Origin of the sequence: Pontibacter sp. SGAir0037, from assembly GCF_005491705.1 — a bacterium.
GTDB lineage: Bacteria > Bacteroidota > Bacteroidia > Cytophagales > Hymenobacteraceae > Pontibacter.
Genome location: NZ_CP028092.1, coordinates 3994153 through 4018195, shown reverse-complemented (window position 1 = coordinate 4018195; position 24043 = coordinate 3994153). Strand labels below are relative to the sequence as shown.

The following is a 24043-nucleotide window of genomic DNA, read 5'->3' as shown; positions in this document are numbered from 1 at the left end:
TCTTTCTTTGAAGAAGATTATGGAGCAGCCACTGAAAAGAACATGCAATAGTAATACCTTTAGCAGCCAGTATAAGAGACATGCTTTATAAGAACTGCTGCGGCTACTCCTTTTCCTGCACTTCTGGTAAAGCAACCCCAATCTTACGAGCTGTTGCCAAAACAATATCGGTAGCGTATTTCTTGTTACAGTTCAAGTGTCCTGTAAAACTATAGTCTGTAATCAGATTTTGGTTAATAATGAGCCTGGTAACAAATTCACCATAAGTCTGAGCAATTTCTTTTTGAACAAGCGTCAGTTCTTCTTTTCGTTTTTCGGTTTCAGCAGTTTTAAAAGGCCGGTAATACTTATTGCTAGGGTAGTCGTGGCTTATATTTTCTTCTTTAGCTTTATGTTTTGCTGTAGCTAAAGCATTTTTTAACGAAGTTTCATGCTTAGGCTTTTTTAAGCTTCCATGAATACCTTTTGTATGATTCAGCCACTCATGTAAATCTGTATTAGGAGAGTTGGCCAGTTCAACAAGTGCATCATTTGCAATAACAAAAGAAGCGGGTTTGTTTAGCTGTTTTGCCATCTCATCTCGAAAAGTGTACAAATCTTTTAAAAGGTACTGCTGATACAGATTAAGTTTACTCGCGTTGCGCAACTTTAAGTGAGGATTACTGGGTTCTGAATATCTCAGCTGCTCTAATAGAAGGTTTTCTTCCTGAAGCCAGGCTAAACGATCAAGCTCCTTTAGTTGCTGTAACAAAGCTTTTCTTACATCATGTAAATAAATAACATCAATAGCAGCATATTGGAGTTGTTCTTCTGTAAGAGGGCGTTTGTTCCAGTTGCTGGATTGCTGTGATTTATCAATCTCCTTGTCAAACTCCTGCTTTAAGACTGTTGCCAGAGAAGAACGTTCATAGTTTAAAAGCTTTGCTGCGACGTCAGTGTCCATCACATTTCGAATACTACAGCCCATCTTGTCCAGCAGTAAAATATCGTTGTTAGAGTGGTGAATTATTTTTTCGATAGCTGGGTTTTCGAAGACAGAAAACAAAGGCTTTAGATCTTTTATATTGAAAGGGTCTATGATGTAACATGTACCGGCCCCGTCATATAATTGAATAAGACAAAGGTTAAAGCCATAGCTAAAACGATTCTGATCAAATTCAAGATCAAGAGCTAGTACATCTGCTTTAAGAAGTTTATTTATAATCTGTGATAATTGCTCGTCTGTTGCTACCAGTTCAATGGAAATACCATCGTATGTTAAAGCTAAATTTTTCATCTGCTAAATTTAAAAGTATTACGCCATGTTAGCTGCTTTTCATGGATAAATCTTTGCCACTTGAGGTGAAAGTACATAACAAAAGAGCCCCAGTCTTACAGGACTGGGGCTCTTTATATTTAAATGGGTTCTTTATTACATTGTTGGTCGTTCTTCCGGAATTGAGTCTGCTACTCCATCGTTAACAGGTTGGTCGCGAAGAGTAGCTGTATCACCTTCTAGGTCGCTATTCATATCGTCGTTCATATCTGTTTCCATTTCAGTAGCATCATTTGTAGTTTCAGACTCAGATGCTGTATTATTTTCACTGCCACATGCTGTAAAAGCGAAGAACGCTAAAGCAGCAAAAGCATATTTTATTGTCTTTTTCATAACACTTGAAATTAAGTATACACTAAATTTGTATTTATTTATACGGGTAATCTTGTAAGTTTAGCTACATGAATGATAAATTTGATTACCTTATTAAGGTGAGAAGCAGCTAAATGTAAGTTAAGAGTAGTTCTTGTTAAGTAAAGGCTACAAAAACTAATGACAAAGCAATTACACTAATAAAGAATAATTTGTAATTTATTAATTTATAAGGTATGGAGTACTTAAACAATTATCATATCCTTAAAAGCTAAACTGCCAGCCAAGCTATCATACATCTCTAAAAATGAATTATAGAAAAGCCTATGTCAGGTAAAAATCTACTTTATGCGCTTCTCCTGTTTACAGGTACTTTACTAAGCTGCGACCGAAAACAGGATATTCAACCGGAAGATAGTCCGTATGAATATATTCAGAATACAGCTACGTCAAGTGTGTTTTACGGGCCTTCTCAGCCCCTTGGGCCAGGAGTAGCGCGTACCTGGATTGAGACTACACATGCCGGGCAACCTGTGGCTATAGGGTTAAACTTCTCATCTAAGGTTAGTTTAGAAAATCTTCCGAAGCAGCAAGAGATGTATCATCTTAAATTTCATGGTCAGGCAGTGTTTGCGCCTTTTGTAGGCATGATGTTCGACTGGAATCCGGAAGGGCATATTCCGCTGGATTTATATGAAAAGCCCCACTTTGATATCCATTTTTATATGGTGTCCGATGAAGAGCATATGAATATACCGCTTGGAGTTGATTATCCTCATGCAGATTGGTTTGAAAGGGATTATATGCCCTCTAACTATACATCGCTCAGGTTAGCCATACCTGGTATGGGTAACCATTGGGTAGATGAGGGGGCACCGGAAATGACAGGTGAAGGATTTTCTAAAACACTGATCCTAGGGGCATACGAGGATAAACAAACTTTTATTGAACCCATGATTACGCTGGGATATTTTCAGCAGCTTAAGCCAAATGAAACGGTTACGGCTCCTGTGTCCGAATTTCCTAAGGTGCAGAAGTCGGGCTATTATCCTACCAAGTATACTATCACTTACGATCCTGTACCAGGTGTATATAAGGTTGCTTTAACAGATCTTGTTTATAGAAGAGCGGAGTGAGGAAGCCTTTCGAATAATTAACAAAGCAAAGCGGCTGCTCCAAGATCAGGGGCAGCCGCTTTGTTTATATTATGGTTCTTCAGTTGTGCTGAGACAACATTTGCTCTCTTTTTGCTCTGAATTCTGTTCCAGGCTTCCATTCCGGGTACTGTGGTGTATTGGCTACCCTATATCCTACTCTGAAGAAAAGCTGCAAGTCTTCTACTGCACCCTGTAAGTTCCAGTCATCGTGCACTTCATCGCTTACTTTATGATAATCGTTAGCGGTATACTGCTTTTGTATGTCCAGAACGTAGTTAGCTGGTTGGTTTCGTGCAATTACCCCTGACTTGGCATAAAGTGCAGGAACGCCTTGCTTGGCAAATTCGAAGTGGTCGGAACGGTAGAAGGAGCCATGTTCTGGTGTAGCTTCCGGAACAATTCTTCTGTGCTGAAGTTGCGCTTCCTGGGCCAGCTCATCTTCTAAAGTTGAGTTGCCATAGCCTATAACAATCACATCCTCGGTAGGGCCATAATAATTCAGCACATCCATGTTAATGTTCGCTAAGGTTTTACTTAGAGGGTACAGCGGGTTAGAAGCATAGTATTTAGAACCTAGCAAACCCTTTTCTTCGGCCGTTACAGCTAAAAAGAGTATAGAGCGTTTAGGTTTAACCTCCAGTTTAGTATATGCCTCTGCTAACTCCAGCAGGCCGGCTGTTCCGGTCGCATTATCAAGGGCTCCGTTATAAATTTGATCTCCTTTTAGCGTTTCGTCTTTGCCTAAATGATCCCAGTGAGCGGTATAAACAATGTACTCGTCTTTTAACTGTGGGTCTGATCCTTCCAGCTTGGCAATAGCGTTCTTCGATTTTATCTCGCGCAAGGCATTTTTAATGTTGAAAGTAGCTTTAGCATTTAAAGGAATAGGTTTGAAGTTTTTCTGCAGTGCCGAAGCTTTTAATTGGTTGAAATCTTTGCCAGCCGCCGCAAAAAGTTCTTTGGCTTTATCTAATGTAATCCACGATTCTACTGCCGCTAAATGCATGCCTCGTCCTGGTGTGCTGATATCAAAGCTCTCACGACCAAAACTACCGGACACTACTTCATACGGATAGCCTGCCGGACCAGTCTCGTGCACAATAATGGCAGCAGCTGCACCTTTTTCGGCTGCTATTTCATATTTATAGGTCCAGCGGCCATAGTAGGTCATCGCTTTGCCTCCAAACATGCTACTGTCAAGGCGGCCAGGATTGGCAGGGTCTGGTAGAGGCGGATCGTTTACCAGCATTACAATTGTTTTCCCTTTTACGTCTACATCTTTATAGTCGTCCCAGCCATACTCAGGAGCAACAATGCCATAACCTACAAAAACTATATCAGAATTATTTACATCTATGGTAGGTACATAACGTCTTGAACTGGCAACATAATCGTTAGGAAAAGAAAGGCTTATTGTTTTGCCTCCCGCAGTAAAAGATGCTTTAGGCTGAGGAGTGAAGCCAAACATAGGCACCTCCTGAATGTATGTTCCATTTGGGTTTCCAGGCTGCAAGCCTAGTTGCCCAAACTGATTTACCAGGTAATTGATAGTAGAATCTTCTCCTGCGGTACCTGGGCTTCTGCCTTCGAATGCATCTGATGCAAGCACTTTGGTGTGGCTTAAAATATCATTTGCAGCAATAGATAAGAGGGCAGGTTGCAACTGGGTGCTGTCGGGTAATGCAGTGGTGCTTTCTTCGTTATCAGCTACTTGTCTGGCATTTTCGTTGCAGCCGGTAATAAGCAGCTGCCCAAACAGAGCAAGAAGAAGGAGGTTCTTTTTCATAAGCTATAAGGGTTGTCAAATATTAGCTAAGATAATATTTTTAAAGATACCTTATATTCGCAAGAGAAGGAGTAAAGTTTAAGCGGCAACATCTAAACTTGCTGGTACACCTTTATGCAACGCTTTAATCAGCATAACAGCGCCGGCTATATCCTGCTTCAGCTGGCATTCCCAAATTACCACACGTTGCCAGCCAGCTTCTCTGTACATTATTTTATAGCGCTCATCGCGCTGGCGGTTTCCGTTAAACTTTGCACTCCAGAAGGTGGTGTTTGTTTTAGGTAGTGGCTGGTTGCAGCGAGGGCAGTTATGCCAGAAGCAGCCATGTATAAAAATAGCCAGGTGTCTTCCGGGATAACAAACATCAGGTTTACCCGGAGCTTTACGCCAATGAACCCGGTAGCCTCTTAATCCTTCTTGCCACAAAGCGCGGCGCAGCAATAGTTCTGGTTTTGTGTCTTTCGCTTTATTGCCACGCATAGAGCGGCTAACCTTTTCCTGAACGGTTAATGGAGCTTGCGGAACAGTATATTTTTTCTTTCTACGGGTATGATGCATGCAACAAAAGCCTGGCTGCTTGTACAACAAGTAGAGCTATCGCTTAGTGCCCCGTTTCTCTAAGTAAAGTTCCTCAGATTCTATAGTAGATACGAGACATGCTACTATCGTAAGGATCGTAACCCGGGCGTTGTTTGAAAAAGTGTTCTTCTAAAATGGCCAGATTGCGAATATCTTTTAGCATGAAGCAGCGCCACTGCTCTTCCTGGTGGTTAATTTCCCAAGCGCAGAGGCAATCTTCATTGTTATTGTTTTTACCTATCAGGTGGGGCTCCACCGTATAAGATTTGTTGTTATAGTTAAATTTTATCAGAAGCCTGGCCCCAATTGCTTTCGATAATTCTTCTAATAAGTAGCTATACATCACAAATGGAGTTTAAGTGTTAAATCTCAGCACCCTCACGCTTATTAAGTGCACCGTTGTATGGCAGGCAACATTGCAGGTTCTAATATAGATAATCATAAATTAGAAAGGTAGGAAACATTGTTTTAAAAAGTAACATGTATTTTAGGTAGGTTCTTGTCTGAAATTGCCGCTTTCTGTAGCTTAAAGCTAGTTTAGGCTTTGGCAAAAGTGGGTAAAAGTAACAATAATATTCAGTTGTATTTTGCTGTACTTGCTTAGGTATAGGATGCTGAATAGCCTTAAGAAGCGTTGTAGAGAAGGTATTATAAGCTAAATTTCTAAAACATTGATTTTAACCTTTTTTAATCTAGCAAAAGTAGATGCCGTATTATAAATTTACGCCTGCTCCTTTTACATAAGGAACAGGCGTAGTATTAGATACTATATCAAAAAGCTGATATTTGCTTATGCGAATAAGTGGAATGCGGATTTTCATAAATAACAGTAACTTTGCTTTAATCAACCAGTAGTACTTATTAAATGGATAGATATACATATATCGCGAACGCACACGGAGCCTACATCGATGAGCTTTATAAGTCTTATCAGCAGGACCCTGAATCAGTTGACTTCGGCTGGCGCAAATTTTTTGAAGGGTACGAGTTTTCAGGAAGCTATCAGGAAAACGGACATGAGATCGATACAGTAGCAGCAGCTCCTGCAAAAAGTGTAAGTGGTGTACAGGGAGAGTCAGAGAAGGAAGTTGCCGTACGTAACTTCATTTACGCATACCGCAGCCGCGGGCATTTGCGTTCCAAGACGAACCCTGTCAGGGAAAGAAAAGACAGAAAAGCACTACTGGATCTGAAAGATTTCGGACTATCAGAAGCTGACCTTGATACTGTTTTCCAGGTTGGAGAAGTAATTGGTATCGGACCAGCAAAATTAAGAGATATAGTTGCGGCAGTACAAAAAATATACGAAAACAGCATTGGTTTTGAGTATATGTACATCCGCGACCCCGCGGTACTGGAATGGCTGCAGAATAAAATTGAAAAAGAATTCTTAAGCTTTAATCCTGGTATAGAGTACAAGAAGCGCATCCTTTCGAAGTTGAATGAGGCGGTTGTTTTTGAAAACTTCCTGCATACAAAATTCCTGGGGCAGAAGCGCTTCTCTCTGGAAGGAGGCGAAACAACTATACCTGCCCTTGATGCCATCATAGACAAAGCTTCTGAGCTGGGAGCAAAAGAAGTGGTAATTGGCATGGCGCACCGTGGACGCCTGAACGTGCTGGCCAATATTATGGGCAAAACCTATGAGCAGATTTTCTCTGAATTTGAAGGTACTGCTGTGCCTGATCTGACATTCGGCGACGGGGACGTGAAATACCATATGGGCTTTTCTTCTGAAGTGGAAACCCCATCCGGCCATAAAGTAAACCTGAAACTGGCTCCAAACCCGTCTCACTTAGAGGCAGTAAATCCGGTAGTAGAGGGCTTCGTGCGTGCCAAGATCGATTGTATGTACGACAGAGATCCACGTAAAATCGTGCCTATCCTGATTCATGGTGATGCTGCTGTGGCCGGACAAGGTATTGTTTACGAGGTAACACAAATGTCGAAGCTCAACGGCTACCATACAGGTGGTACCATTCACTTTGTAATTAATAACCAGGTTGGCTTTACAACAGATTTCGAAGATGCACGCTCTTCTATTTACTCAACAGATGTAGCCAAAATAATTGATGCACCGGTTCTGCACGTAAATGGAGACGATCCGGAGGCTGTGGTATTTGCAGTGCGCCTGGCTACAGAATACCGTCAGATGTTTGCAGCTGACATTTTTATTGATATGGTGTGCTATCGCCGCCATGGACACAACGAAGCAGATGAGCCTAAGTTCACGCAGCCGCAGTTGTATAACATCATCTCAAAGCACCCTAACCCGCGGGAGGTATACAACAAGCAGCTGATTAGCCAGGGCGAAATTCATGCAGAGTTGGCTCAGAACATGGATTCTGAGTTCCGCCAGATGTTGCAGGACCGCTTGGATATGGTGAAACAAAAGCCACTTCCTTATAATTATCAGACCTTTGAGAAAGAGTGGCAATCGCTTCGCCGCTCTACGCCTGACGACTTTAACCAATCGCCTGAAACAGGTATATCAGAAGAGGTGATTGCGAAGGTGGGGAATGCATTGTGTACGGTTCCGCAGGGCTTTAAGCCTTTAAAGCAGATCGAGAAGCTGCTGAAAGACCGTAAAGATATGTTCTTTGAAAGCCGGCAGCTTAACTGGGCATCTGCTGAATTATTAGCCTACGGATCAGTGCTGACAGAAGGAAAGGTAGTCAGGCTGAGCGGGCAGGATGTGCAACGTGGTACATTCTCCCATCGTCATGCTGTTCTCCGCGATGCAAATACAAGTGCACCGTGCTATAACCTGAACTATATACAAGACGATCAGAAGCAGTTAGAGATATACAACTCGCTGCTTTCGGAGTATGGCGTGCTGGGTTTCGAGTTTGGCTACGCTATGGCTAACCCGAATGCCCTGGTAATATGGGAAGCACAGTTCGGAGATTTTGCCAACGGAGCCCAGGTAATGATTGACCAGTTTATTGCTTCTACTGAATCGAAGTGGCAGCGCATGAATGGTGTGGTAATGTTATTGCCGCACGGTTACGAAGGGCAGGGGCCAGAGCACTCAAATGCTCGTCCGGAGCGATTCCTGCAGTTAGCTGCTGAAAATAATATGTTTGTGACCTACGTTACAACACCTTCCAACTTCTTCCATATGCTGCGTCGTCAGCTGGCCCTGCCATTCCGCAAGCCATGTATTAATATGTCGCCTAAGTCGTTGCTTCGCCACCCGCTTATGATGTCTCCTGTAGAAGAATTTACATCAGGAAGCTTCAAAGAAGTGATCGGCGATACGTATGCGGAAGCCAAGGCTGTAACAAAGGTGCTGCTGTGTTCTGGCAAGGTATACTTCGACTTACTGGAGGAACAGCAAAAAAATAAGCGTAAAGATGTAGCCATTGTTCGGTTAGAGCAATGGGCGCCGTTCCCTAAAGTGCAGTTAGAGGCAGAGCTGAGCAAGTACAGCAACGCCAAAATATACTGGGTACAGGAGGAGCCTGAGAACATGGGTGCCTGGATGTACATTCTTCGCTTAATGCGTAAGCAGGTAGAAGATGTGGTAGCACGTAAGCCAAGTGCATCGCCAGCTACAGGCTACCTGAAAATACATGCAAAAGAGCAGCAAGAGCTAATCGAGCGGGCGTTCACAGTGAATTAAGAATTAGGAATTAAAAATTAAGAATGTGAAAGCGGAGAATGTATTACTATCAAAAGTTATGCTTTTTCCGTTCGCATTGTTAATTTGTATAAATTCCTTTATCAGGAGAAAAAAGATACAGTTATATCCAAGCAGGTACTCCGTAGTGGTACAGCAATAGGTGCTCAAAGCAGAAAAGATTTTATCTCGAAGCTTTCGATTGCTTATAAAGAAGCTAGAGAAACAAATTATTGGTTAAGGCTGCTAAGGGATACAAACTTTATTAATCAGGATCAGGCGGCATCTTTGCTCCTAGATTGTGAGGAACTCTTGAAAATAACTGGATCTATCTTGAAAACCACAAAAGACAAAACTGACACTTAATTCGAACATATATAATTCTTAATTCTTAATTATTAATTCGTAATTCCTAATTGATCAAAATATGAGCTTAGAAGTTAAAGTGCCTGCTGTAGGTGAATCTATAACGGAGGTAACCATAGCCCAGTGGCTAAAGAAAGATGGCGACCGTGTGGAGATGGACGAAGTAATTGCTGAACTCGAGTCTGATAAAGCCACATTTGAATTGCCAGCCGAAGCCGCAGGCATTTTAAGAATAGTAGCACAGGAAGGCGATACCATCGAAATTGGAACTACCATCTGCCGTATTGAGGAAGATGGTAGCGCTGGCAGCAGCCCTGCTCCTGCAACTGAAACATCGGCACCAGCCGCTCAGGAAGCTGCACCTGCCGCCGCGCAAGGCAGTGGTTCCGGCGAAACAGTTGAAATGGTAGTACCAACGGTAGGTGAATCTATAACAGAGGTAACCATCGCCAGCTGGCTGAAGCAAGACGGTGATCGTGTGGAGATGGATGAGGTGATTGCCGAACTGGAATCTGATAAAGCTACATTCGAACTGCCGGCCGAGGCGGCAGGTACCTTGCAGATTGTGGCTCAACAAGGTGATACAGTAGAAATAGGTGGTTTGCTTTGCCGCATTGTGGCAGGTGCTGGCGCTTCTAAACCTGCAGCACAGCCAGGTGCTCCTGCTGCATCGGCTTCTGCTCCGGCAGCGCAGCCTGCAGCCGCAACAGGTTATGGAAACCAAACTTATGCTTCGGGCACACCTTCCCCTGCTGCTGGTAAAATTCTTTCTGAAAAAGGCATTAACCCAGCCGATGTGCAAGGTACAGGACGTGACGGACGCATTACCAAAGAGGATGCGCAGCAAGCACAAAAGCCTGCGGCTAAACCAGCTGCTTCGGCCCCTGCACCTAAGCAAGAGGCTTCTGCACCGGCGGCACCAGCTGCTTCTGGCGAGAGAAATCAGCGTCGTGAGAAAATGAGTTCGCTGCGCAGAACAGTTTCCCGTCGTCTGGTACAAGTGAAAAACGAAACGGCAATGCTTACTACTTTCAACGAGGTAGATATGAAGCCGATCATGGACATCCGGGCGAAGTATAAAGACAAGTTTAAGGAGAAGCACGAAGTTGGCTTAGGCTTTATGTCGTTCTTCACAAAAGCCTGTACCGTAGCGCTGCAGGAGTGGCCAGCCGTTAACGCCATGATAGACGGAAACGAAATTGTGTTTAACGATTTCTGTGATGTATCTATAGCTGTATCTTCTCCGAAAGGCCTGGTTGTGCCTGTTATCCGCAATGCAGAGAGCCTGACACTGGATGGCATTGAGAAAGAAGTTATCCGTTTGGCTAAAAAAGCACGCGATGGCAAACTTTCTATAGAAGAAATGACAGGTGGTACCTTTACAATTACCAATGGTGGTGTGTTCGGTTCTATGATGTCTACGCCCATCATCAATGCGCCTCAATCGGCTATACTTGGTATGCACAACATCGTGCAGCGCCCTGTAGCTGTCAACGGGCAGGTTGAGATTCGCCCGATGATGTACGTAGCCCTGTCTTACGATCACCGCATTATCGACGGCCGTGAGTCCGTTAGCTTTCTGGTACGCGTGAAAGAGTTGCTGGAAGATCCAATGCGCTTACTGCTGGGAGTTTAAGCAACTCCCTTTTAAAGGGAGCTTAGACTCCCAGCAGTAAGCGCAGTTAAGAGTTAAAGGTTATGAGTTAAGAGTTGTGGATATAGATATTTCCTGAAATACTGCGTAACAACTAAAACCAATAACTTTTAACTCTTAATTTTTCATCCAATGGCTGAAAGTATTGTGGCGCAAAAGTCATTTCAGTTTGCAATACGGATTGTGAAGCTTTACCAGTATCTAAAAGAGCAGAAGCAGAAATTCGTGCTGGCAAAGCAACTATTGAGGAGCGGAACCTCTATTGGGGCAAATACTGAAGAGGCTGTGGCAGCCCAATTAGCCCCGGATTTTATTTATAAGCTGCACCTTGCGTTAAAAGAAACAAGGGAAACAAGTTATTGGCTCCGGCTGATGCACGCAGTTAATTTAATTGAAAGTGCAGCCTTTGAAAGTACTCATAAAGATTGTGCAGAGTTACAGAAGATGCTGAGCAGCATTATTCTTACATCTAAAAAGAAAACTCTTAACTTTTAACTCTTAACTATATTAAAGGTGAAATACGACGTAGTAGTAATCGGCTCTGGTCCTGGAGGGTATGTGGCAGCAGTACGTTGCGCACAACTGGGGCTCAAAACCGCTATTATAGAAAAATATAATGTATTAGGTGGTACTTGCCTGAACGTAGGCTGTATCCCGTCTAAAGCGCTCTTAGATTCATCTGAGCATTACCATAATGCGGCGCATACTTTTACCACGCATGGCATTGAGTTAAGCAACCTGCAGGTAAACATGCAGCAGATGATCAAGCGTAAAGGAGAGGTCATTAAGTCGAACAACGACGGCATCGCTTTCCTGATGAAGAAAAATAAAGTAGACACCTATTTTGGCCGGGGCTCTTTCCTGAGCAAAAACAAAATTCAGGTAACAGGTGCAGATGGAAATGTGCAGGAGATTGAAACAGATAAAACCATTATTGCAACTGGTTCTAAACCTACAGCACTACCCTTCCTGCCAATCGATAAGAAAAGAATCATTACTTCTACAGAAGCTTTATCGCTGACAGAGGTTCCTAAGAACCTGATAATTATCGGTGGTGGTGTTATTGGCCTGGAGTTAGGTTCAGTTTATGCCCGTTTAGGTGCCAAAGTACAGGTAATAGAATTTATGGATTCTATTATTCCAACCATGGACCGTGCTCTTGGGAAAGAGCTGCAGCGTGTGCTGAAGAAAACACTTGGATTTGAATTCTTCTTCAACCATAAAGTTACAGGAGCTACTAACGAAGGCGAAACCGTAAAAGTAACTGCTGATAATCCGAAAGGTGAATCTGTAACGTTTGAAGGAGACTATGTGCTCGTATCGGTTGGCCGCAAGCCTTATACCGAAGGCCTGGGTTTAGAAAACGCTGGCGTACAGATGGGCGAACGCGGTATGATTGCCGTGAATGACCATCTGGAAACAAATGTGCCCGGAATCTACGCAATCGGTGACGTAGTGCGTGGTGCTATGCTGGCACACAAAGCGGAAGAAGAAGGTGTATTGGTAGCAGAGCAGATTGTGGGGCAGAAACCGCATATCAACTATAACCTGATTCCCGGGGTGGTGTATACCTGGCCAGAAGTAGCGGGCGTAGGTTATACAGAAGAGCAACTGAAAGAGCAGAAGCGTGCTTACAAATCCGGTTCATTCCCATTCAAAGCATCTGGCCGTGCCAAAGCTTCTATGGACACAGACGGTTTTGTTAAAGTGTTGGCCGATAAAGAAACAGATGAGATACTGGGTGTGCACATGATCGGACCACGTGCGGCCGACATGATTGCAGAAGCGGTGGTGGCCATGGAGTTCCGTGCATCGGCAGAAGACATTGCCCGCATGAGCCATGCGCACCCAACTTATACCGAAGCCATGAAAGAAGCTTGTTTAGCGGCTACAGAAAATCGTGCTATTCATATTTAAGTTTCGCTGCATGTAGCAAACAGGAACAGCGCCACTCCAAAAAGGGTGGCGCTGTTTTTTTACAAAAAGCAGCGTAATTTATCATACAAAACAACATACATGCTTCAAAATGATACAAAGGCAGGATTACATCATGCGCATGATTCAATCATTTATGAATGCGCTGAACAAACTGATAAACGGGAAAGACAATAAAAGTGCAGAGGAAACGGCGGAGGAACTGGAGAATATCTATGTCACCTATTTCGATAAAAGCAGAAAATTTTTGCTGGATACTTCTGCCGATGAAATAGTACGTTGGCTACAACAGGAGCACGATGCTGTAAAGAAGGCTGAGATGCTGGTCCAACTGTTGGAACAGGATAGCTTGCTGGAGCAGAATGTTTCAATTAAAAGAAATTTGCTTGAGAAGGTGAAGTTGCTGCTGCATTACCAGGAAAAGGAAAGCGGTACGGTATCACTGGTGCATCGTAACCAATTGGCTAAAATTGAGCAGCAGTTGGCAAAGCTGTAGCACCAGTAATTAGTAGAAAGCGCCATCTTAGTATGGTATGTAATGAAGGAGAGATGGTTGATAACGTACACACCTGCAGCCTTACCACAACGAAGGCTACAGGCATGTCTTGTGATAAGGCTACGCTTGTACAGGCATTGCAGATCAGTGCCTACTCCTGCTTCCGCAGGTAAATGTCATTGCTGATACTCTCCAGGTTAACTTTAGAGCCTCCGCCGTTTAAGTTGCCCTTCAGTTCATACCCTATCATTGGGTTCTCCTTTTTGTTATGGAGAGCAATATCCAAGTCAGAATATACTTCACCCGTAATTGTTTTAAGGGCTACCGCTGCTCCTTTTTGGGCAGGCCAGCTCATGTCTACAAAGCCACTGATAGACTTAGCCTGTACAGGCCCTGTTACACCCCTGAGTTCTATATCACCGTTTATTGTTTCTACCGTTAAGTCAGCATTGCGGGGTACAAAAACTTCGTAATTAATGGTGCTGCAGGTATAGCTGCGTTGCCCCTTTTCATCGGTGCTGTAGCCATAGCTTTTTCCTTCAGGGCAGTCTTCGGCCTTGCCTGTTTTCAGCAGGTCGCCATCCAAGTCTACATTTACCCGAGCGCTGTTATTATCTGCTGCAAACTCTAACTTTAAAGCATCGTTTAACTTTCCGCTATTGATTTCATAGGTAATTTTAACAGAAGCCTCTTTTTTGTCCCAGGCCGTGATTTTTATGTTGTTGGCAAATTTAAGTTGAAGATCTACCTTATTACTGGCAGGTACAGCCAAAGTCTTTTCTACTGTTTTAGACTGGCCGAGTAAGCTGGTGGTAAATGCGAACCACAGCAAGCTTAAGATGAATACTTTTTTCATAGTTTATTTTGTAGCTAATGATGGTTACTTGCTTTTGCGAATGAACATATCGTTGCTGATGGTGTAAACACTCATTTCTACACCGCCACCGTTGGTTTTGCCATTGATGTTGTTGCCGCCGGCTATCTTGGTAAGGTCTCCCTGGTTGTTCTTCTCCAGGTTCATATCAAAGTCAGTGTATACTTCGCCTTGTATTGTTTTCAACTTAAAATTGGCCTTTGTAGTAGCAGGCAGGGAGATATCTACTGTGCCGGCCACACTGGATATAGCACTAGGCTTAGACTGGTTTAAGCTGGAGAATTTAATGTTGATATCACCGGCAGTAGTGTTGGCGATAACAGGGCCAGAAACATTGGTAAGGGTAGCACCAGCTGTATTCAGCTTCAGTTCTATCTCACCGGCTATGTCTGTTAATGTAATATCGTCGCCTGTCCAGTCGGCTTCCTCATAAACGACAGAAGCTGTCTTAGGAACTCTGATGGTGTACTGCGCGCTCTGGCGTGATGCTTTCGTAACTCTCAGAGAATTCCCTTCTTTTGTCACAGCCAAACCTAAACCACTGTTATCTTCGGCCTGATTGTAGAGCGGCTTCAGACCAGCCGCACGGGCAGGAGGTGGGGTATAACCGTTTGTCTCAATCACTACTTCGTCGGAGTTGTGACCGATGATCTGCACTTTACTGCTGAACATGGTAATCAGCACTTTCGCATCTTTTCCAACCTTCACACTATGTGTAAGGGCTTTACCCTGTGTTGAAGCTGTTGTGTTTTTAGGGCCTCCTCCCGATTGAGCAAGCATAGCGGTACTGTTCAGCACCAGGCAGGCTGATGCCAGGAATATTAGTTTTTTCATGTTTTAAATCTTTTATGTAGATAAACCGGATGTGCAGTTTCTTATGCCGTTTCTGCAGTTGTTAATTTTATTATGAGAATTAATGTTTAAAAGCTTCTGCTATATCTGCTGCTTTGTAAGCAGTGGTTAAAGGCAACTTCTCTCTCAGTAGAGCATCAACAGAAAGAAGTTTCCAATCTTCTATTACATCAGAATGCCTATACCTTCCTGCGCTTTGTTTTTTACTATAGGCAGCAAGTCCTTTTCCTGAACCAGCTTCTGAAGAGGGTCCACCGCCCTTTTCTCCTTCATTTCTACCAGCATGTCAATTAAAGTAATCTGCATGAGAGGGTCGGTTTGCAGGGGCAGCGATTTTACAAAGGCATTCCGTACCTGTTGGTCGCCTTTAAACTTATAAAGTGCTTCACAGGCAGCTAAACGCACATTTACATTCGGGTCTTGGTTCATAGTGCTGATAAGCACCTGGATCATTTCTGCATCTTCGCCATCCGCAGGAGACAGGTTCTGGTTAACAACCTGTATGCGTTCACTGGCAGAATACTCAGCGGAGGAACTACTGGCCAGCACCTTTTTCATTTCCTGCACCTCCTCCCGTAAAGCGGCAACCTCAGGGTTATTGCTGTTACTCTGTAGCCGGCGGTAATAATTACCTGCCCAGAATACGCCAAGCAACAATACAATGCCTGCGGCTATGCGTAGGTAAAGGCTGTTATTTGGCTTTGGAAAGAAGATCTGCCTGCCTTGGGGAACAGGTGCTTCTATTTTTTCGAACAGCCAATCTTCAGACAAATATTTATCTACCACCTGCTCCTGTTGCTGTGCATAATGCTTAAACTGAACAGCATGAACTTTTAAGTGCTGAGGCAGCGGCTCTGTCTGATTAAAATAAGTCTTTAGTGCTTGCTCTTCCGCTACAGAGGTTTCTCCCTCGTAATATTTCTGCAATAGTTCTTCTATGTTATCCCACTTCATAATTTTCCAGCTTTAGAAGTCCGTCCCGTACGTTTTTGCGAGCTCTGGAAAGTATTACCCTGATGTTGTTAACTGTTAGGTTTGTAACCTGTTCAATTTCCTCAAAAGAACATTCTTCTACATCGCGCAGGTGTAGCACCAGCTTTTGTTGCTCGGGCAGCGCCTCCACCAGTTCATGCACTTTGCTCACGCTGTCAGTGAATTCGTAACGCTGGTAAGGGCTTGTTTCGTTTGAGTTCAGCTCCAGCCCTGTTACATCTACCTGCGGTCTGCGCTTGCGGGCTTTTATTTTATCCAGGCACAGATTTCTGGTGATGCTCATGGCAAAGGCTTCTATACTCGTATATGCATGGAGCTTATGTTTATTTGTCCAGAGTTTCAGAAAGGCGTCCTGCAGGATGTCTTCTGCTTCTTCTTTATCGTGAAGCATAAACACCGCCAGCCGATACAGCTTCTGCCTGACAGGAAGTACCCTTATTTTAAACTCTTGTAAGTCCATTCAATAACAGAGACGACACAGGTGGGGAAACATTACAGCAGTTTAAGAAATTTTTTTATAAAATTTTCTACTGTTTACCCGGTGCTGTGTCATAAGTATAAAGCGAAATAAAAACAGCCTTTTTAAAGCTTAAACAGTGTATTTCCTTATTATATAGAAGTGGCATGTTGCTATATATCAGGTTGCTATAGGAGCAGTTTTTACGCTGCACTAAATAATAAAAAAAAATTTTCTGAAAAATATTGACAATCTCAAAACCTCTCGTACATTTGTAGTGTACTAAGTAACTAGTACACTAAAACAATAGCAGATGATAGAGTTAAAAGATGTTCAATTTGGGTACAAAAAGAAGAAGCTTCTTTTCAATAACCTAAATCTTACCCTGCAGCCCGGCTACATCTATGGCCTGTTAGGCAAAAACGGTGCAGGTAAGTCTTCCTTATTAAAGCATTTAGCCGGTTTGCTGTACCCAATTGCAGGTACATGCCAGGTATTCGGATTCGATGCCACCGATCGTAATCCAAACATGCTTCAGGATATTTATATTATACCTGAGGAATTTAGCCTGCCTGCCATCAGCGCAAATGCTTTTGTTAAAACCAATGCCGTGTTCTATGCCAAGTTCAGCCACGAGCAGTTTGAGACTTACATGAGAGAGTTTGAAATCCCGGCTGATGTAAAACTGTCGACGCTGTCTTATGGCCAGAAGAAGAAGTTCTTTATCTCTTTTGGATTAGCAACCAATGCACGCCTGCTGATCCTGGATGAGCCAACCAATGGCCTGGATATTCCTTCTAAAAGCCAGTTTAGAAAAATAATGGCGGCAGCACTGGATGAGGAGAAAGTTATTGTGATCTCGACGCACCAGGTACGCGACCTCGAAAACCTGATCGATAACATTGTAGTGCTGGAGAAGGGAAATATCATCTTTAACAGAAGTATTGCCGATATCTCGGAGAGAATGGCGTTTGAGTACAACCTGGCTGGTGTGCCAGAAGATGAAATACTTTATTCTGAAGAACTGCATGGGCGCAGAGCCGGCATTGTGAAGAACCTGAGCGGACTCGACAGCCGCGTAGATATGGAATTACTGTTTAATGGTATTGTAAGAGACGCAGAGAAGATAAACAGACACTTTGTCAGCCAAAACTATGAATCAAGCATTTAACCTTAGCCAGATAAGCAGTTTGTGGTTTCGTCAGCTTTTGCTGCACATGAACACAAACTCGTTGAAAGTTGCAGTGGCGGCCATCGCATGTGCCAGCTTTGTATATGCCGAACCTGTTGATCTTGCGCAGTTACCGGAACTGCTGTTTGGCTACCTGATTAATGACCCTAACTCTTTAAATGAATTTTTAGCAAAATAAAACTATGAATCCAGTATTCGACTTTACAAGGCTGGGCTTCTTTATCAGAAGGCAGCTATACATGAACATGGGAGCCCTTTGGATCTCTCTGGCAGCAGTAGTGGGGGCTATGCTGATTATATCTGCCCTGTTCGCTTACTTTAATCCGCAAGATACAGACACTTTATTAGGGTTACGAAACATGTACCTGGTGGTGTTTATGATTGGTGGCTACATGTTTACCAGCAATGTGTATCATGAGATGAACTCACCACAGAAGAGCTTTACCTTCCTCACCTTGCCAGTATCTGCAACTGAAAGATTGGTAGGAGCCTGGATTATTTCATCGCCTGTTTATATAGTAGTATATGCGGCTTGTATGGCATTGCTAGGCTTCATCAGTTGTGCTATAGCCAAGCAACCAGATTATTTTCCTGCCCTGTTTGACAGGCCTGTGCTTATATGTGTGCAAGTATTCTTGGTAACGCAAACGTTGTTTTTTTTAGGTGCCTGTACTTTTAAAGGTTATAACTTCCTGAAAACACTGCTTACGATTATTGTTGTAGGAATGGCTTTAGCTGCATACAGTGGCGGGTTAGGCTACCTGTTGTTCGGTAACAGAGGCGTAAAGGTTGGCCCAACAGGAGAGTTCAAGGAAACGGCTGAATTTATCTTCACGAAAGTTATTCCCTTTATCTTCTGGTATCTGCTGGCTCCATTTCTATTAGTAGTATCTTATTTCAAATTAAAAGAAAGGCAGGTGTAAGTATGGAATTCAAGGAAAACCAGGCAATCTATCTTCAGATAGCAGATAGATTCTTCGAAAATATATTACAGAAAAAGTGGGACAGCGGCGACAAGATCCCATCTATTAGAGATATGGCAGTTGAATTTGAAGTTAACCCCAATACCACAATGAGAACATTTAATTACCTCCAGGACAAAGGCATTATCTATAACAAAAGAGGCATCGGTTACTTCTTAGCCGAAGATGGCCTGGAGAAAACCATTGCTCTTAAAAAGGAACAGTTTATACAGGAAGAATTACCTGTTTTCTTCAGAACCATGCAGTTACTGGGGCTTACAATTGAGGACCTGAAGAAGTATGCGCAAGCATGGTCTAACGAGGGTGCTGTGTAGCGCGATAGGTATTGGTTAATTTCATAACTGTAAAAAGAAGAAAAATGAACACAAGTAATAAACTCCTGTTAGGGCTGTTAGTTGCCGTACTACTATTCATTACCATATTGCTGGGTGTTGCAAGAGTGTATCGGGGAGATCAGAGTGTGATGGAGAACGTCTCTCCCATAGAAGCACCAGCCGCACCTGCCGCACCTGCAGCTCCTGTCGTGCAGTAATAGACCTTGCAATCCTGTTGTAAAGCCAGCAGCTGAGCCACCACATTGTTCCAGTACTACATTCTTCTATACTGCTTCGGCATTTTGCATACAGCAGTATTACCGCACTAAATAAAACTATGAAAAACCAAAGCACGCTTTAGGGGTGTAAGCAGGAGTAATTTAACATGCCACATTAAGTTATTTCTGCGCACCCGGCGCTGCTGAGGAACCTCCACTGTAAAGCGGAAAAGCTTACCTGAGTAAATTTAATGCCTTGTAGAAACTTCCTTGCGCTATAATAGCCTTCACAGGTGCTAAATTCAGCCAATTGATACGTGCCTGTTGCAGGATTAATAACCTCTTATCAAAATAAAAATTTTATACCTGAGGCAACCTTTGCCATGTTAACTTCATCTTTAGGTTAAGCAGGTTAAATAATTTATAGCCTGTCTTGCTTCGGTAATAATTAATTCTACCCTATATATACTTGATCCTATGAAAAAGTCGTTATATCTACTACTGGCATTTGCGCTGCTGCCATTACTTTCAATGGCACAAACTAAAGTAAATGCTTCAGAGGTCTTAGATAAAATAAACCGAGGTGAGGCTGTGTCTTACAGAGATGCAGAAATTATCGGCGATTTAAACATGACGAGACTGGAGAACATGAAGTTAAAGAAGAAGGGCTCCAACGAATATATCAGTACAGTAGTTGCGCCTGTTTCTTTTGTAAACTGCACATTTAGAGGAGATGTGCTGGCTTATGAAAACTCAGGAAGTGGCAGCTTTAATTTATTAGGTAATTCTTCGGATGAGGTATATAATACCGATTTTGAAAAAGAGGTGCGCTTCGAGAACTGTGAGTTTAAAAAGAAGAGTGCTCTTAAATATTCTCATTTTAACGGTACGGCTTCTTTTGCAGGAAGTAGGTTTGCAGAGGAAGCCTTATTTAAGTACAGCAAATTTTCTGGAAGCATAAACTTTAGCAAAGTAAGGTTTAACAACTATGCCAACTTTAAGTATGTAACCTTTCCGGTAGCTGTAAATTTTAACCAGGCAACATTCGGTAGCGAGGCCGATTTTAAATATGCAAAATTTCCTGAAGGAGTAGATTTTGGAAACGCGGCTTTTAACGGCATGGCCAATTTTAAATATGCCGAAATAGCTGATCCTATAAATCTGAAAGGAGCTTCCTTTAAAGGAGGAGATGATTTTAAGTATACCAAGATCAACAACAGATCGGTAACACTGTCTTACCTGCTGGAGAAAAGCAGATAATGAAGATTTTTTAAAGTAATAAAGTTAGATTAGTTATAGGAATAGCGCCACCTTCTGGGTGGCGCCATTTTTTATAGCAACCTTAAACTTATTTTCTCAAGTACTGCGCAAATTCTTTTGCAAAGTAGGTCAGGATAATGTCGGCACCGGCTCTCTTGATGCTCATTAATATCTCCACCATAGCTTTTTCCCCGTCGATCCATCCTTTTTGAGCTGCTGCTTTTACCATAGCATACTCTCCGCTTATATTATAGGCAGCAATGGGTAAATTAGAATTATCGCGCAGCAGCTTAATGATATCCAGGTACGATAAAGCAGGTTTCACCATCAGGTAGTCCGCTCCCTCTTCTGTATCCAAAGCGGCCTCTATCAAGGCCTCGCGGCTGTTAGCCGTGTTCATCTGGTACGTTTTTTTATCGCCGCTCTTAGGCGCAGAGTCCAGGGCATCGCGGAACGGGCCGTAAAAGGCGCTGGCATACTTGGCCGTATAAGACATAATGCCTACTTTCTGAAAACCGTTTACATCCAGCACTTTGCGGATATGGCCTACTCGTCCGTCCATCATATCAGATGGGCCTACAATATCGGCGCCGGCTTGTGCTTGGGCCAGAGCCATTTTGCCTAATACCTCTAACGTTTCATCATTTAAGATTTCACCGTTCATTACAATGCCATCGTGCCCGTCGGAGCTATAAGGGTCCATGGCCACATCGGTCATGAGTACCACATCCGGAAAGTTCTTCTTGATCTCACGGATGGCCCTTACATATAATCCTTCAGGATTATGGCTTTCGGTTGCCATCTTATCCTTCAGGTTTTCTGGTATGGCACCAAATGGAGCGAAAGCTTTTATCCCTAACTCTACGCAGGAGTTTATTTCTTCAAGTAAAGTATCTATCGAAAAGCGGTTTACTCCAGGCATCGAGGCAATCTCGATGCGTTGGTTCTGACCTTCTACTATAAAAACAGGTAATATAAAGTCGTTCATGGTCAGGTTATTTTCCTGTACCATGTTGCGAATCACCTCCGACTGGCGATTACGTCTTGGTCTCCTGGTCATCATCTTATTTCTATCTCTAAAAATCAAAAACTAATCTACTGCAAAGGTACGGGGAATGGAGAGGGAAAGGAAAGATTAAGGAGGAATAATGACAGCTATGACCTCTGAAAGCTATTAACTAGTGCTTTTTAACGGGTAATATCAGGCAGCATTAATTGATTTCTCAGTAGACGAAGAAGCTGCTGGCTTTTGCTCTGTATCGAACAGGAACTGGTTTAGCTTAAGGCGGAGATCTGCAGAAGAAAGATTTCGAAACACCTCCCCATTTCGAACTAAAGCAATTTGTCCTGTTTCCTCTGATACCACTAACACAATACTATCTGTTACTTCTGTTAAACCAATAGCGGCACGGTGGCGCAGACCCATGGAGGCTGGTATATCATTGTTCTCCGTTACAGGCAAAATGCAACGGGCCGCTTTTATGCGATTACCGGAAATAATAACAGCGCCATCGTGCAGCGGGCTTGTCTTGTTAAAGATAGACATAAGCAGTCGCTTCGAGATAACAGCATCAATCAAGTCGCCTGACTCAGCATAGTATTTCAGCTCCGAGCTTTTGGCAAACACAATAAGCGCTCCCGTGTTTTTGCCTGCCAGGGTTTTGGCAGCTTCGATAAAAGGTGTAAGGCTAAGCTTTTCGGCCTGCTCGCGCCGCCAGGGGAAGCCCCGGAAAAAGCGGTCGTTGTTAAAAGCGGTTGTTTTGCCAATCAGCAACAGAAAACGCCTGATTTCGGGCTGGAACACGATAATTGCTGCCAGTACACCTACACCCATAAACTGGCCCAGGATAATACTGAGCAACTCCATTCCTGCTGCCCTTACCACCAAATAGAGCAGGTAGATAGAAAGCAGCCCCAGAAAAATTTTAAGTGCCACACTACCTGTTAAGAGCTTGTACAATTGGTACAGCAGCACTGTAACGAGCAGGATGTCTATAATATCGAGCAGCTCAATTTCTAAAAACCCTATGGCAAATAAAGGAATCAAAGCGTAGTTTTCTTGTATAGTTCTATAGTTTGTTTTGTTTCTTTTACGTCGTGTACCCGCAAAATGTCGGCTCCTTTCATAAGAGCCATTGTGTTTAAAGCAATAGTGCCCGCCAAAGCTTCTGACTGGTCTATGCCCAGGAACTTGTACGTCATAGATTTGCGCGACACTCCTACTAATAAAGGCAGTTCGAGTACCCTAAGTTCCTCCAGGCGGTTCAGTAACTTAAAATTATGGTCTATCGTTTTTGCAAATCCGAAGCCCGGGTCTAAGATAATATCTTTCACGCCTAATTGCTTTAGTTTTGCCACTTTTACCTGTAATTCATCCGTTACCTCCAGCACCACATCATCATAATTTGCCAGACTTGCCATTGTCTGGGGCGTGCCACGCATGTGCATCAGAATGTAGGGAACCTGCAATTGTGCAATGGTTTCAAACATAGCCTCATCCAGTGTACCGCCCGAAATGTCGTTAATAACGGCAGCACCAGCTTTAACGGCTTCTGCTGCTACTCTAGCCCTAAACGTATCAATGGAGATAATGGTATCCGGAAACTCTTTCAGAATAGCTTCGGTTGCGGGAATAACACGTGCCAGTTCTTCTTCTACAGGCACATCGGCAGCACCAGGGCGAGAAGAGTAGCCGCCGATATCCAGTATATCAGCGCCATCAGCCAGCATAGAGGCTGCTCTTTCGAGCACTTCGTTAATGGAGCCGAGGCGGCTGCCGGAATAAAAAGAATCAGGGGTTGTGTTGAGAATGCCCATCACCAGCGGTGTGTCGAGGGAAAGGATATTTCCGCGGCTGTTAAGTGTGCTTTTTTTTTGAAAAAGCTTATCTTTCGGGTTCAATGTTGGCATCTCAGTCTATCGAGTTAAAATTAAAGCTAAAAAGTTGATTAGTCAAACGCTCCAGGAATATAATCGGGTTGTAAACCGTTGCAAAGATACATTTGTAAAGAAAACCAAAGACTACGGCACCGCCTGGCGTGTGCTGCGGTTGCCTTCTATCACCGATCAGATCTTCATTAAGGCCCAGCGTATCCGCTCTATCCAGGAGAAAGGAGTGCAGCTGGTAGAAGATGACATTTCATCGGAGTTTGTTGGTATTATCAACTACTGCATAATTGCCCTGATGCAGCTGGAACTGCAGGAAAACCCTGAACTTACGTTGCCAGCGGAAGAGGTGGAGCGGCTATACACCAAGCATATTGAGGCGAATATTCAATTGCTAAATGCCAAAAACCACGATTATGGGGAGGCATGGCGTGATATGCGGGTAAGCTCTATCACGGATATTATCCTGATGAAGCTGTACCGCACCAAGCAGATTGAAGATAACCAGGGGCAAACGTTAATCTCGGAGGGAGTGGACGCTAACTATCGGGACATGATCAATTATGCCGCGTTTTGCCTGATTAAGCTGGGCTTTGCAGAATAGCCTCCCGCTGCCCCCTCCTGAAAATTGAGAGGAGTACAGCATTACTATTTTATACTATAGTGTACATACAGGATGTTTGGGCTATAGCTGCATTTCTAAATGCTGTGGAAGAATTACATTTCCCTGCTTTTTTTGGGTGGGGAAGGGGAGGTGAAAGACCTTCTGACTTTTAAATTTTTAACTTGAAA

At 43.3% G+C, this 24043-nt stretch carries 26 protein-coding genes; 14 read left to right on the top strand and 12 right to left on the bottom strand.

The window, feature by feature from the left end; all coding sequences use genetic code 11:
• Positions 1–103: 103 nt before the first annotated feature.
• Positions 104–1276 carry an HRDC domain-containing protein gene (locus tag C1N53_RS16575; protein WP_137760373.1) on the bottom strand — a complete coding sequence of 391 codons (1173 nt, stop codon included), beginning with the start codon at positions 1274–1276 and terminating at the stop codon, positions 104–106.
• Between the two features lie 135 nt (positions 1277–1411).
• Positions 1412–1648, bottom strand: coding sequence for a hypothetical protein (locus C1N53_RS16570; RefSeq protein ID WP_137760372.1), 237 nt, complete (start codon positions 1646–1648; stop codon positions 1412–1414).
• Between the two features lie 305 nt (positions 1649–1953).
• Here C1N53_RS16570 and C1N53_RS16565 point away from each other — a divergent pair, with 305 nt between their 5' ends.
• Positions 1954–2763: a hypothetical protein gene (locus C1N53_RS16565; protein ID WP_137760371.1), complete on the top strand. Its 810-nt coding sequence runs from the start codon at positions 1954–1956 to the stop codon at positions 2761–2763.
• 79 nt (positions 2764–2842) lie between these two features.
• Here C1N53_RS16565 and C1N53_RS16560 read toward each other — a convergent pair whose 3' ends face one another.
• The 3 genes from C1N53_RS16560 to C1N53_RS16550 form a co-directional block, all read right to left on the bottom strand.
• Positions 2843–4570, bottom strand: a complete 1728-nt coding sequence (locus tag C1N53_RS16560) for a M28 family metallopeptidase (protein ID WP_137760370.1) — start codon at positions 4568–4570, stop codon at positions 2843–2845.
• A 78-nt stretch (positions 4571–4648) separates the two neighbouring features.
• Entirely contained in the window at positions 4649–5128 is a 480-nt protein-coding gene (locus tag C1N53_RS16555) for a very short patch repair endonuclease (RefSeq protein WP_137760369.1), read from the bottom strand.
• A 73-nt stretch (positions 5129–5201) separates the two neighbouring features.
• Positions 5202–5492, bottom strand: coding sequence for a WYL domain-containing protein (locus C1N53_RS16550; RefSeq protein ID WP_137760368.1), 291 nt, complete (start codon positions 5490–5492; stop codon positions 5202–5204).
• A 522-nt stretch (positions 5493–6014) separates the two neighbouring features.
• Here C1N53_RS16550 and C1N53_RS16545 point away from each other — a divergent pair.
• The 6 genes from C1N53_RS16545 (at position 6015) to C1N53_RS16520 (ending at position 13222) form a co-directional block, all read left to right on the top strand.
• Positions 6015–8774, top strand: coding sequence for a 2-oxoglutarate dehydrogenase E1 component (locus C1N53_RS16545; RefSeq protein WP_137760367.1), 2760 nt, complete (start codon positions 6015–6017; stop codon positions 8772–8774).
• An 84-nt stretch (positions 8775–8858) separates the two neighbouring features.
• Complete coding sequence (locus C1N53_RS16540) at positions 8859–9137, top strand: four helix bundle protein (protein WP_371415933.1); 279 nt, start codon at positions 8859–8861, stop codon at positions 9135–9137.
• A 61-nt stretch (positions 9138–9198) separates the two neighbouring features.
• Positions 9199–10773: a 2-oxoglutarate dehydrogenase complex dihydrolipoyllysine-residue succinyltransferase gene (gene odhB / locus C1N53_RS16535; RefSeq protein ID WP_137760366.1), complete on the top strand. Its 1575-nt coding sequence runs from the start codon at positions 9199–9201 to the stop codon at positions 10771–10773.
• Positions 10774–10923: 150 nt separating this feature from the next.
• A complete protein-coding gene (locus C1N53_RS16530; protein WP_137760365.1) occupies positions 10924–11286 on the top strand; it encodes a four helix bundle protein in 363 nt (120 codons plus the stop codon).
• An 18-nt stretch (positions 11287–11304) separates the two neighbouring features.
• Complete coding sequence (lpdA, locus tag C1N53_RS16525; RefSeq protein ID WP_137760364.1) at positions 11305–12708, top strand: dihydrolipoyl dehydrogenase; 1404 nt, start codon at positions 11305–11307, stop codon at positions 12706–12708.
• A 109-nt stretch (positions 12709–12817) separates the two neighbouring features.
• Positions 12818–13222, top strand: coding sequence for a hypothetical protein (locus tag C1N53_RS16520; protein ID WP_137760363.1), 405 nt, complete (start codon positions 12818–12820; stop codon positions 13220–13222).
• Between the two features lie 151 nt (positions 13223–13373).
• Here the strand turns inward: C1N53_RS16520 and C1N53_RS16515 are convergent, their stop codons facing one another.
• From C1N53_RS16515 to C1N53_RS16500, 4 genes are all read right to left on the bottom strand, one after another.
• Positions 13374–14078, bottom strand: coding sequence for a hypothetical protein (locus C1N53_RS16515; protein ID WP_137760362.1), 705 nt, complete (start codon positions 14076–14078; stop codon positions 13374–13376).
• 24 nt (positions 14079–14102) lie between these two features.
• Complete coding sequence (locus C1N53_RS16510) at positions 14103–14930, bottom strand: DUF4097 family beta strand repeat-containing protein (protein ID WP_240773250.1); 828 nt, start codon at positions 14928–14930, stop codon at positions 14103–14105.
• 183 nt (positions 14931–15113) lie between these two features.
• Positions 15114–15902: a HEAT repeat domain-containing protein gene (locus tag C1N53_RS16505; protein ID WP_137760361.1), complete on the bottom strand. Its 789-nt coding sequence runs from the start codon at positions 15900–15902 to the stop codon at positions 15114–15116.
• A complete protein-coding gene (locus tag C1N53_RS16500) occupies positions 15889–16401 on the bottom strand; it encodes an RNA polymerase sigma factor (protein WP_137760360.1) in 513 nt (170 codons plus the stop codon). Before C1N53_RS16500 ends, C1N53_RS16505 begins: the two co-directional genes overlap by 14 nt.
• 310 nt (positions 16402–16711) lie before the next feature.
• Between C1N53_RS16500 and C1N53_RS16495 the strand changes: the two genes are divergently transcribed.
• The 6 genes from C1N53_RS16495 (at position 16712) to C1N53_RS16475 (ending at position 20365) form a co-directional block, all read left to right on the top strand.
• Positions 16712–17569, top strand: coding sequence for an ATP-binding cassette domain-containing protein (locus C1N53_RS16495; protein ID WP_137760359.1), 858 nt, complete (start codon positions 16712–16714; stop codon positions 17567–17569).
• Positions 17553–17768, top strand: a complete 216-nt coding sequence (locus C1N53_RS16490) for a hypothetical protein (protein WP_137760358.1) — start codon at positions 17553–17555, stop codon at positions 17766–17768. The genes C1N53_RS16495 and C1N53_RS16490 overlap by 17 nt, the downstream gene beginning before the upstream one ends.
• Positions 17769–17772: 4 nt before the next feature.
• Positions 17773–18513: a hypothetical protein gene (locus tag C1N53_RS16485; protein ID WP_137760357.1), complete on the top strand. Its 741-nt coding sequence runs from the start codon at positions 17773–17775 to the stop codon at positions 18511–18513.
• 2 nt (positions 18514–18515) lie between these two features.
• Complete coding sequence (locus tag C1N53_RS16480; RefSeq protein WP_137760356.1) at positions 18516–18887, top strand: GntR family transcriptional regulator; 372 nt, start codon at positions 18516–18518, stop codon at positions 18885–18887.
• Positions 18888–18931: 44 nt separating this feature from the next.
• Positions 18932–19105: a hypothetical protein gene (locus C1N53_RS22600; protein WP_168194049.1), complete on the top strand. Its 174-nt coding sequence runs from the start codon at positions 18932–18934 to the stop codon at positions 19103–19105.
• Positions 19106–19582: 477 nt separating this feature from the next.
• Positions 19583–20365, top strand: coding sequence for a pentapeptide repeat-containing protein (locus C1N53_RS16475; RefSeq protein ID WP_137760355.1), 783 nt, complete (start codon positions 19583–19585; stop codon positions 20363–20365).
• 88 nt (positions 20366–20453) lie between these two features.
• Here the strand turns inward: C1N53_RS16475 and hemB are convergent, their stop codons facing one another.
• The 3 genes from hemB to folP form a co-directional block, all read right to left on the bottom strand.
• Positions 20454–21425: a porphobilinogen synthase gene (gene hemB, locus C1N53_RS16470; protein WP_137761535.1), complete on the bottom strand. Its 972-nt coding sequence runs from the start codon at positions 21423–21425 to the stop codon at positions 20454–20456.
• A 141-nt stretch (positions 21426–21566) separates the two neighbouring features.
• Positions 21567–22412, bottom strand: coding sequence for a diadenylate cyclase CdaA (gene cdaA, locus C1N53_RS16465; protein WP_137760354.1), 846 nt, complete (start codon positions 22410–22412; stop codon positions 21567–21569).
• Positions 22409–23266, bottom strand: coding sequence for a dihydropteroate synthase (folP, locus tag C1N53_RS16460; protein WP_137761534.1), 858 nt, complete (start codon positions 23264–23266; stop codon positions 22409–22411). Before folP ends, cdaA begins: the two co-directional genes overlap by 4 nt.
• 43 nt (positions 23267–23309) lie before the next feature.
• On the opposite strand from folP, the gene C1N53_RS16455 reads away from it, so the two are divergent.
• The gene (locus C1N53_RS16455) at positions 23310–23855 is read left to right on the top strand and encodes a DUF1599 domain-containing protein (RefSeq protein ID WP_137760353.1); all 546 of its coding nucleotides are present in this window, start codon (positions 23310–23312) and stop codon (positions 23853–23855) included.
• Positions 23856–24043 lie beyond the last annotated feature (188 nt).

Excerpts from the sequence above, each read along its gene's own strand:
- C1N53_RS16575 (WP_137760373.1), bottom strand. The coding sequence starts at position 1,276 with ATGAAAAATTTAGCTTTAACATACGATGGTATTTCCATTGAACTGGTA.
- C1N53_RS16570 (WP_137760372.1), bottom strand. The coding sequence starts at position 1,648 with ATGAAAAAGACAATAAAATATGCTTTTGCTGCTTTAGCGTTCTTCGCT.
- C1N53_RS16565 (WP_137760371.1), top strand. The coding sequence starts at position 1,954 with ATGTCAGGTAAAAATCTACTTTATGCGCTTCTCCTGTTTACAGGTACT.
- C1N53_RS16560 (WP_137760370.1), bottom strand. The coding sequence starts at position 4,570 with ATGAAAAAGAACCTCCTTCTTCTTGCTCTGTTTGGGCAGCTGCTTATT.
- C1N53_RS16555 (WP_137760369.1), bottom strand. The coding sequence starts at position 5,128 with ATGCATCATACCCGTAGAAAGAAAAAATATACTGTTCCGCAAGCTCCA.
- C1N53_RS16550 (WP_137760368.1), bottom strand. The coding sequence starts at position 5,492 with ATGTATAGCTACTTATTAGAAGAATTATCGAAAGCAATTGGGGCCAGG.
- C1N53_RS16545 (WP_137760367.1), top strand. The coding sequence starts at position 6,015 with ATGGATAGATATACATATATCGCGAACGCACACGGAGCCTACATCGAT.
- odhB (WP_137760366.1), top strand. The coding sequence starts at position 9,199 with ATGAGCTTAGAAGTTAAAGTGCCTGCTGTAGGTGAATCTATAACGGAG.
- C1N53_RS16530 (WP_137760365.1), top strand. The coding sequence starts at position 10,924 with ATGGCTGAAAGTATTGTGGCGCAAAAGTCATTTCAGTTTGCAATACGG.
- C1N53_RS16520 (WP_137760363.1), top strand. The coding sequence starts at position 12,818 with ATGATACAAAGGCAGGATTACATCATGCGCATGATTCAATCATTTATG.
- C1N53_RS16515 (WP_137760362.1), bottom strand. The coding sequence starts at position 14,078 with ATGAAAAAAGTATTCATCTTAAGCTTGCTGTGGTTCGCATTTACCACC.
- C1N53_RS16510 (WP_240773250.1), bottom strand. The coding sequence starts at position 14,930 with ATGAAAAAACTAATATTCCTGGCATCAGCCTGCCTGGTGCTGAACAGT.
- C1N53_RS16505 (WP_137760361.1), bottom strand. The coding sequence starts at position 15,902 with ATGAAGTGGGATAACATAGAAGAACTATTGCAGAAATATTACGAGGGA.
- C1N53_RS16500 (WP_137760360.1), bottom strand. The coding sequence starts at position 16,401 with ATGGACTTACAAGAGTTTAAAATAAGGGTACTTCCTGTCAGGCAGAAG.
- C1N53_RS16495 (WP_137760359.1), top strand. The coding sequence starts at position 16,712 with ATGATAGAGTTAAAAGATGTTCAATTTGGGTACAAAAAGAAGAAGCTT.
- C1N53_RS16490 (WP_137760358.1), top strand. The coding sequence starts at position 17,553 with ATGAATCAAGCATTTAACCTTAGCCAGATAAGCAGTTTGTGGTTTCGT.
- C1N53_RS16485 (WP_137760357.1), top strand. The coding sequence starts at position 17,773 with ATGAATCCAGTATTCGACTTTACAAGGCTGGGCTTCTTTATCAGAAGG.
- C1N53_RS16480 (WP_137760356.1), top strand. The coding sequence starts at position 18,516 with ATGGAATTCAAGGAAAACCAGGCAATCTATCTTCAGATAGCAGATAGA.
- C1N53_RS22600 (WP_168194049.1), top strand. The coding sequence starts at position 18,932 with ATGAACACAAGTAATAAACTCCTGTTAGGGCTGTTAGTTGCCGTACTA.
- C1N53_RS16475 (WP_137760355.1), top strand. The coding sequence starts at position 19,583 with ATGAAAAAGTCGTTATATCTACTACTGGCATTTGCGCTGCTGCCATTA.
- hemB (WP_137761535.1), bottom strand. The coding sequence starts at position 21,425 with ATGACCAGGAGACCAAGACGTAATCGCCAGTCGGAGGTGATTCGCAAC.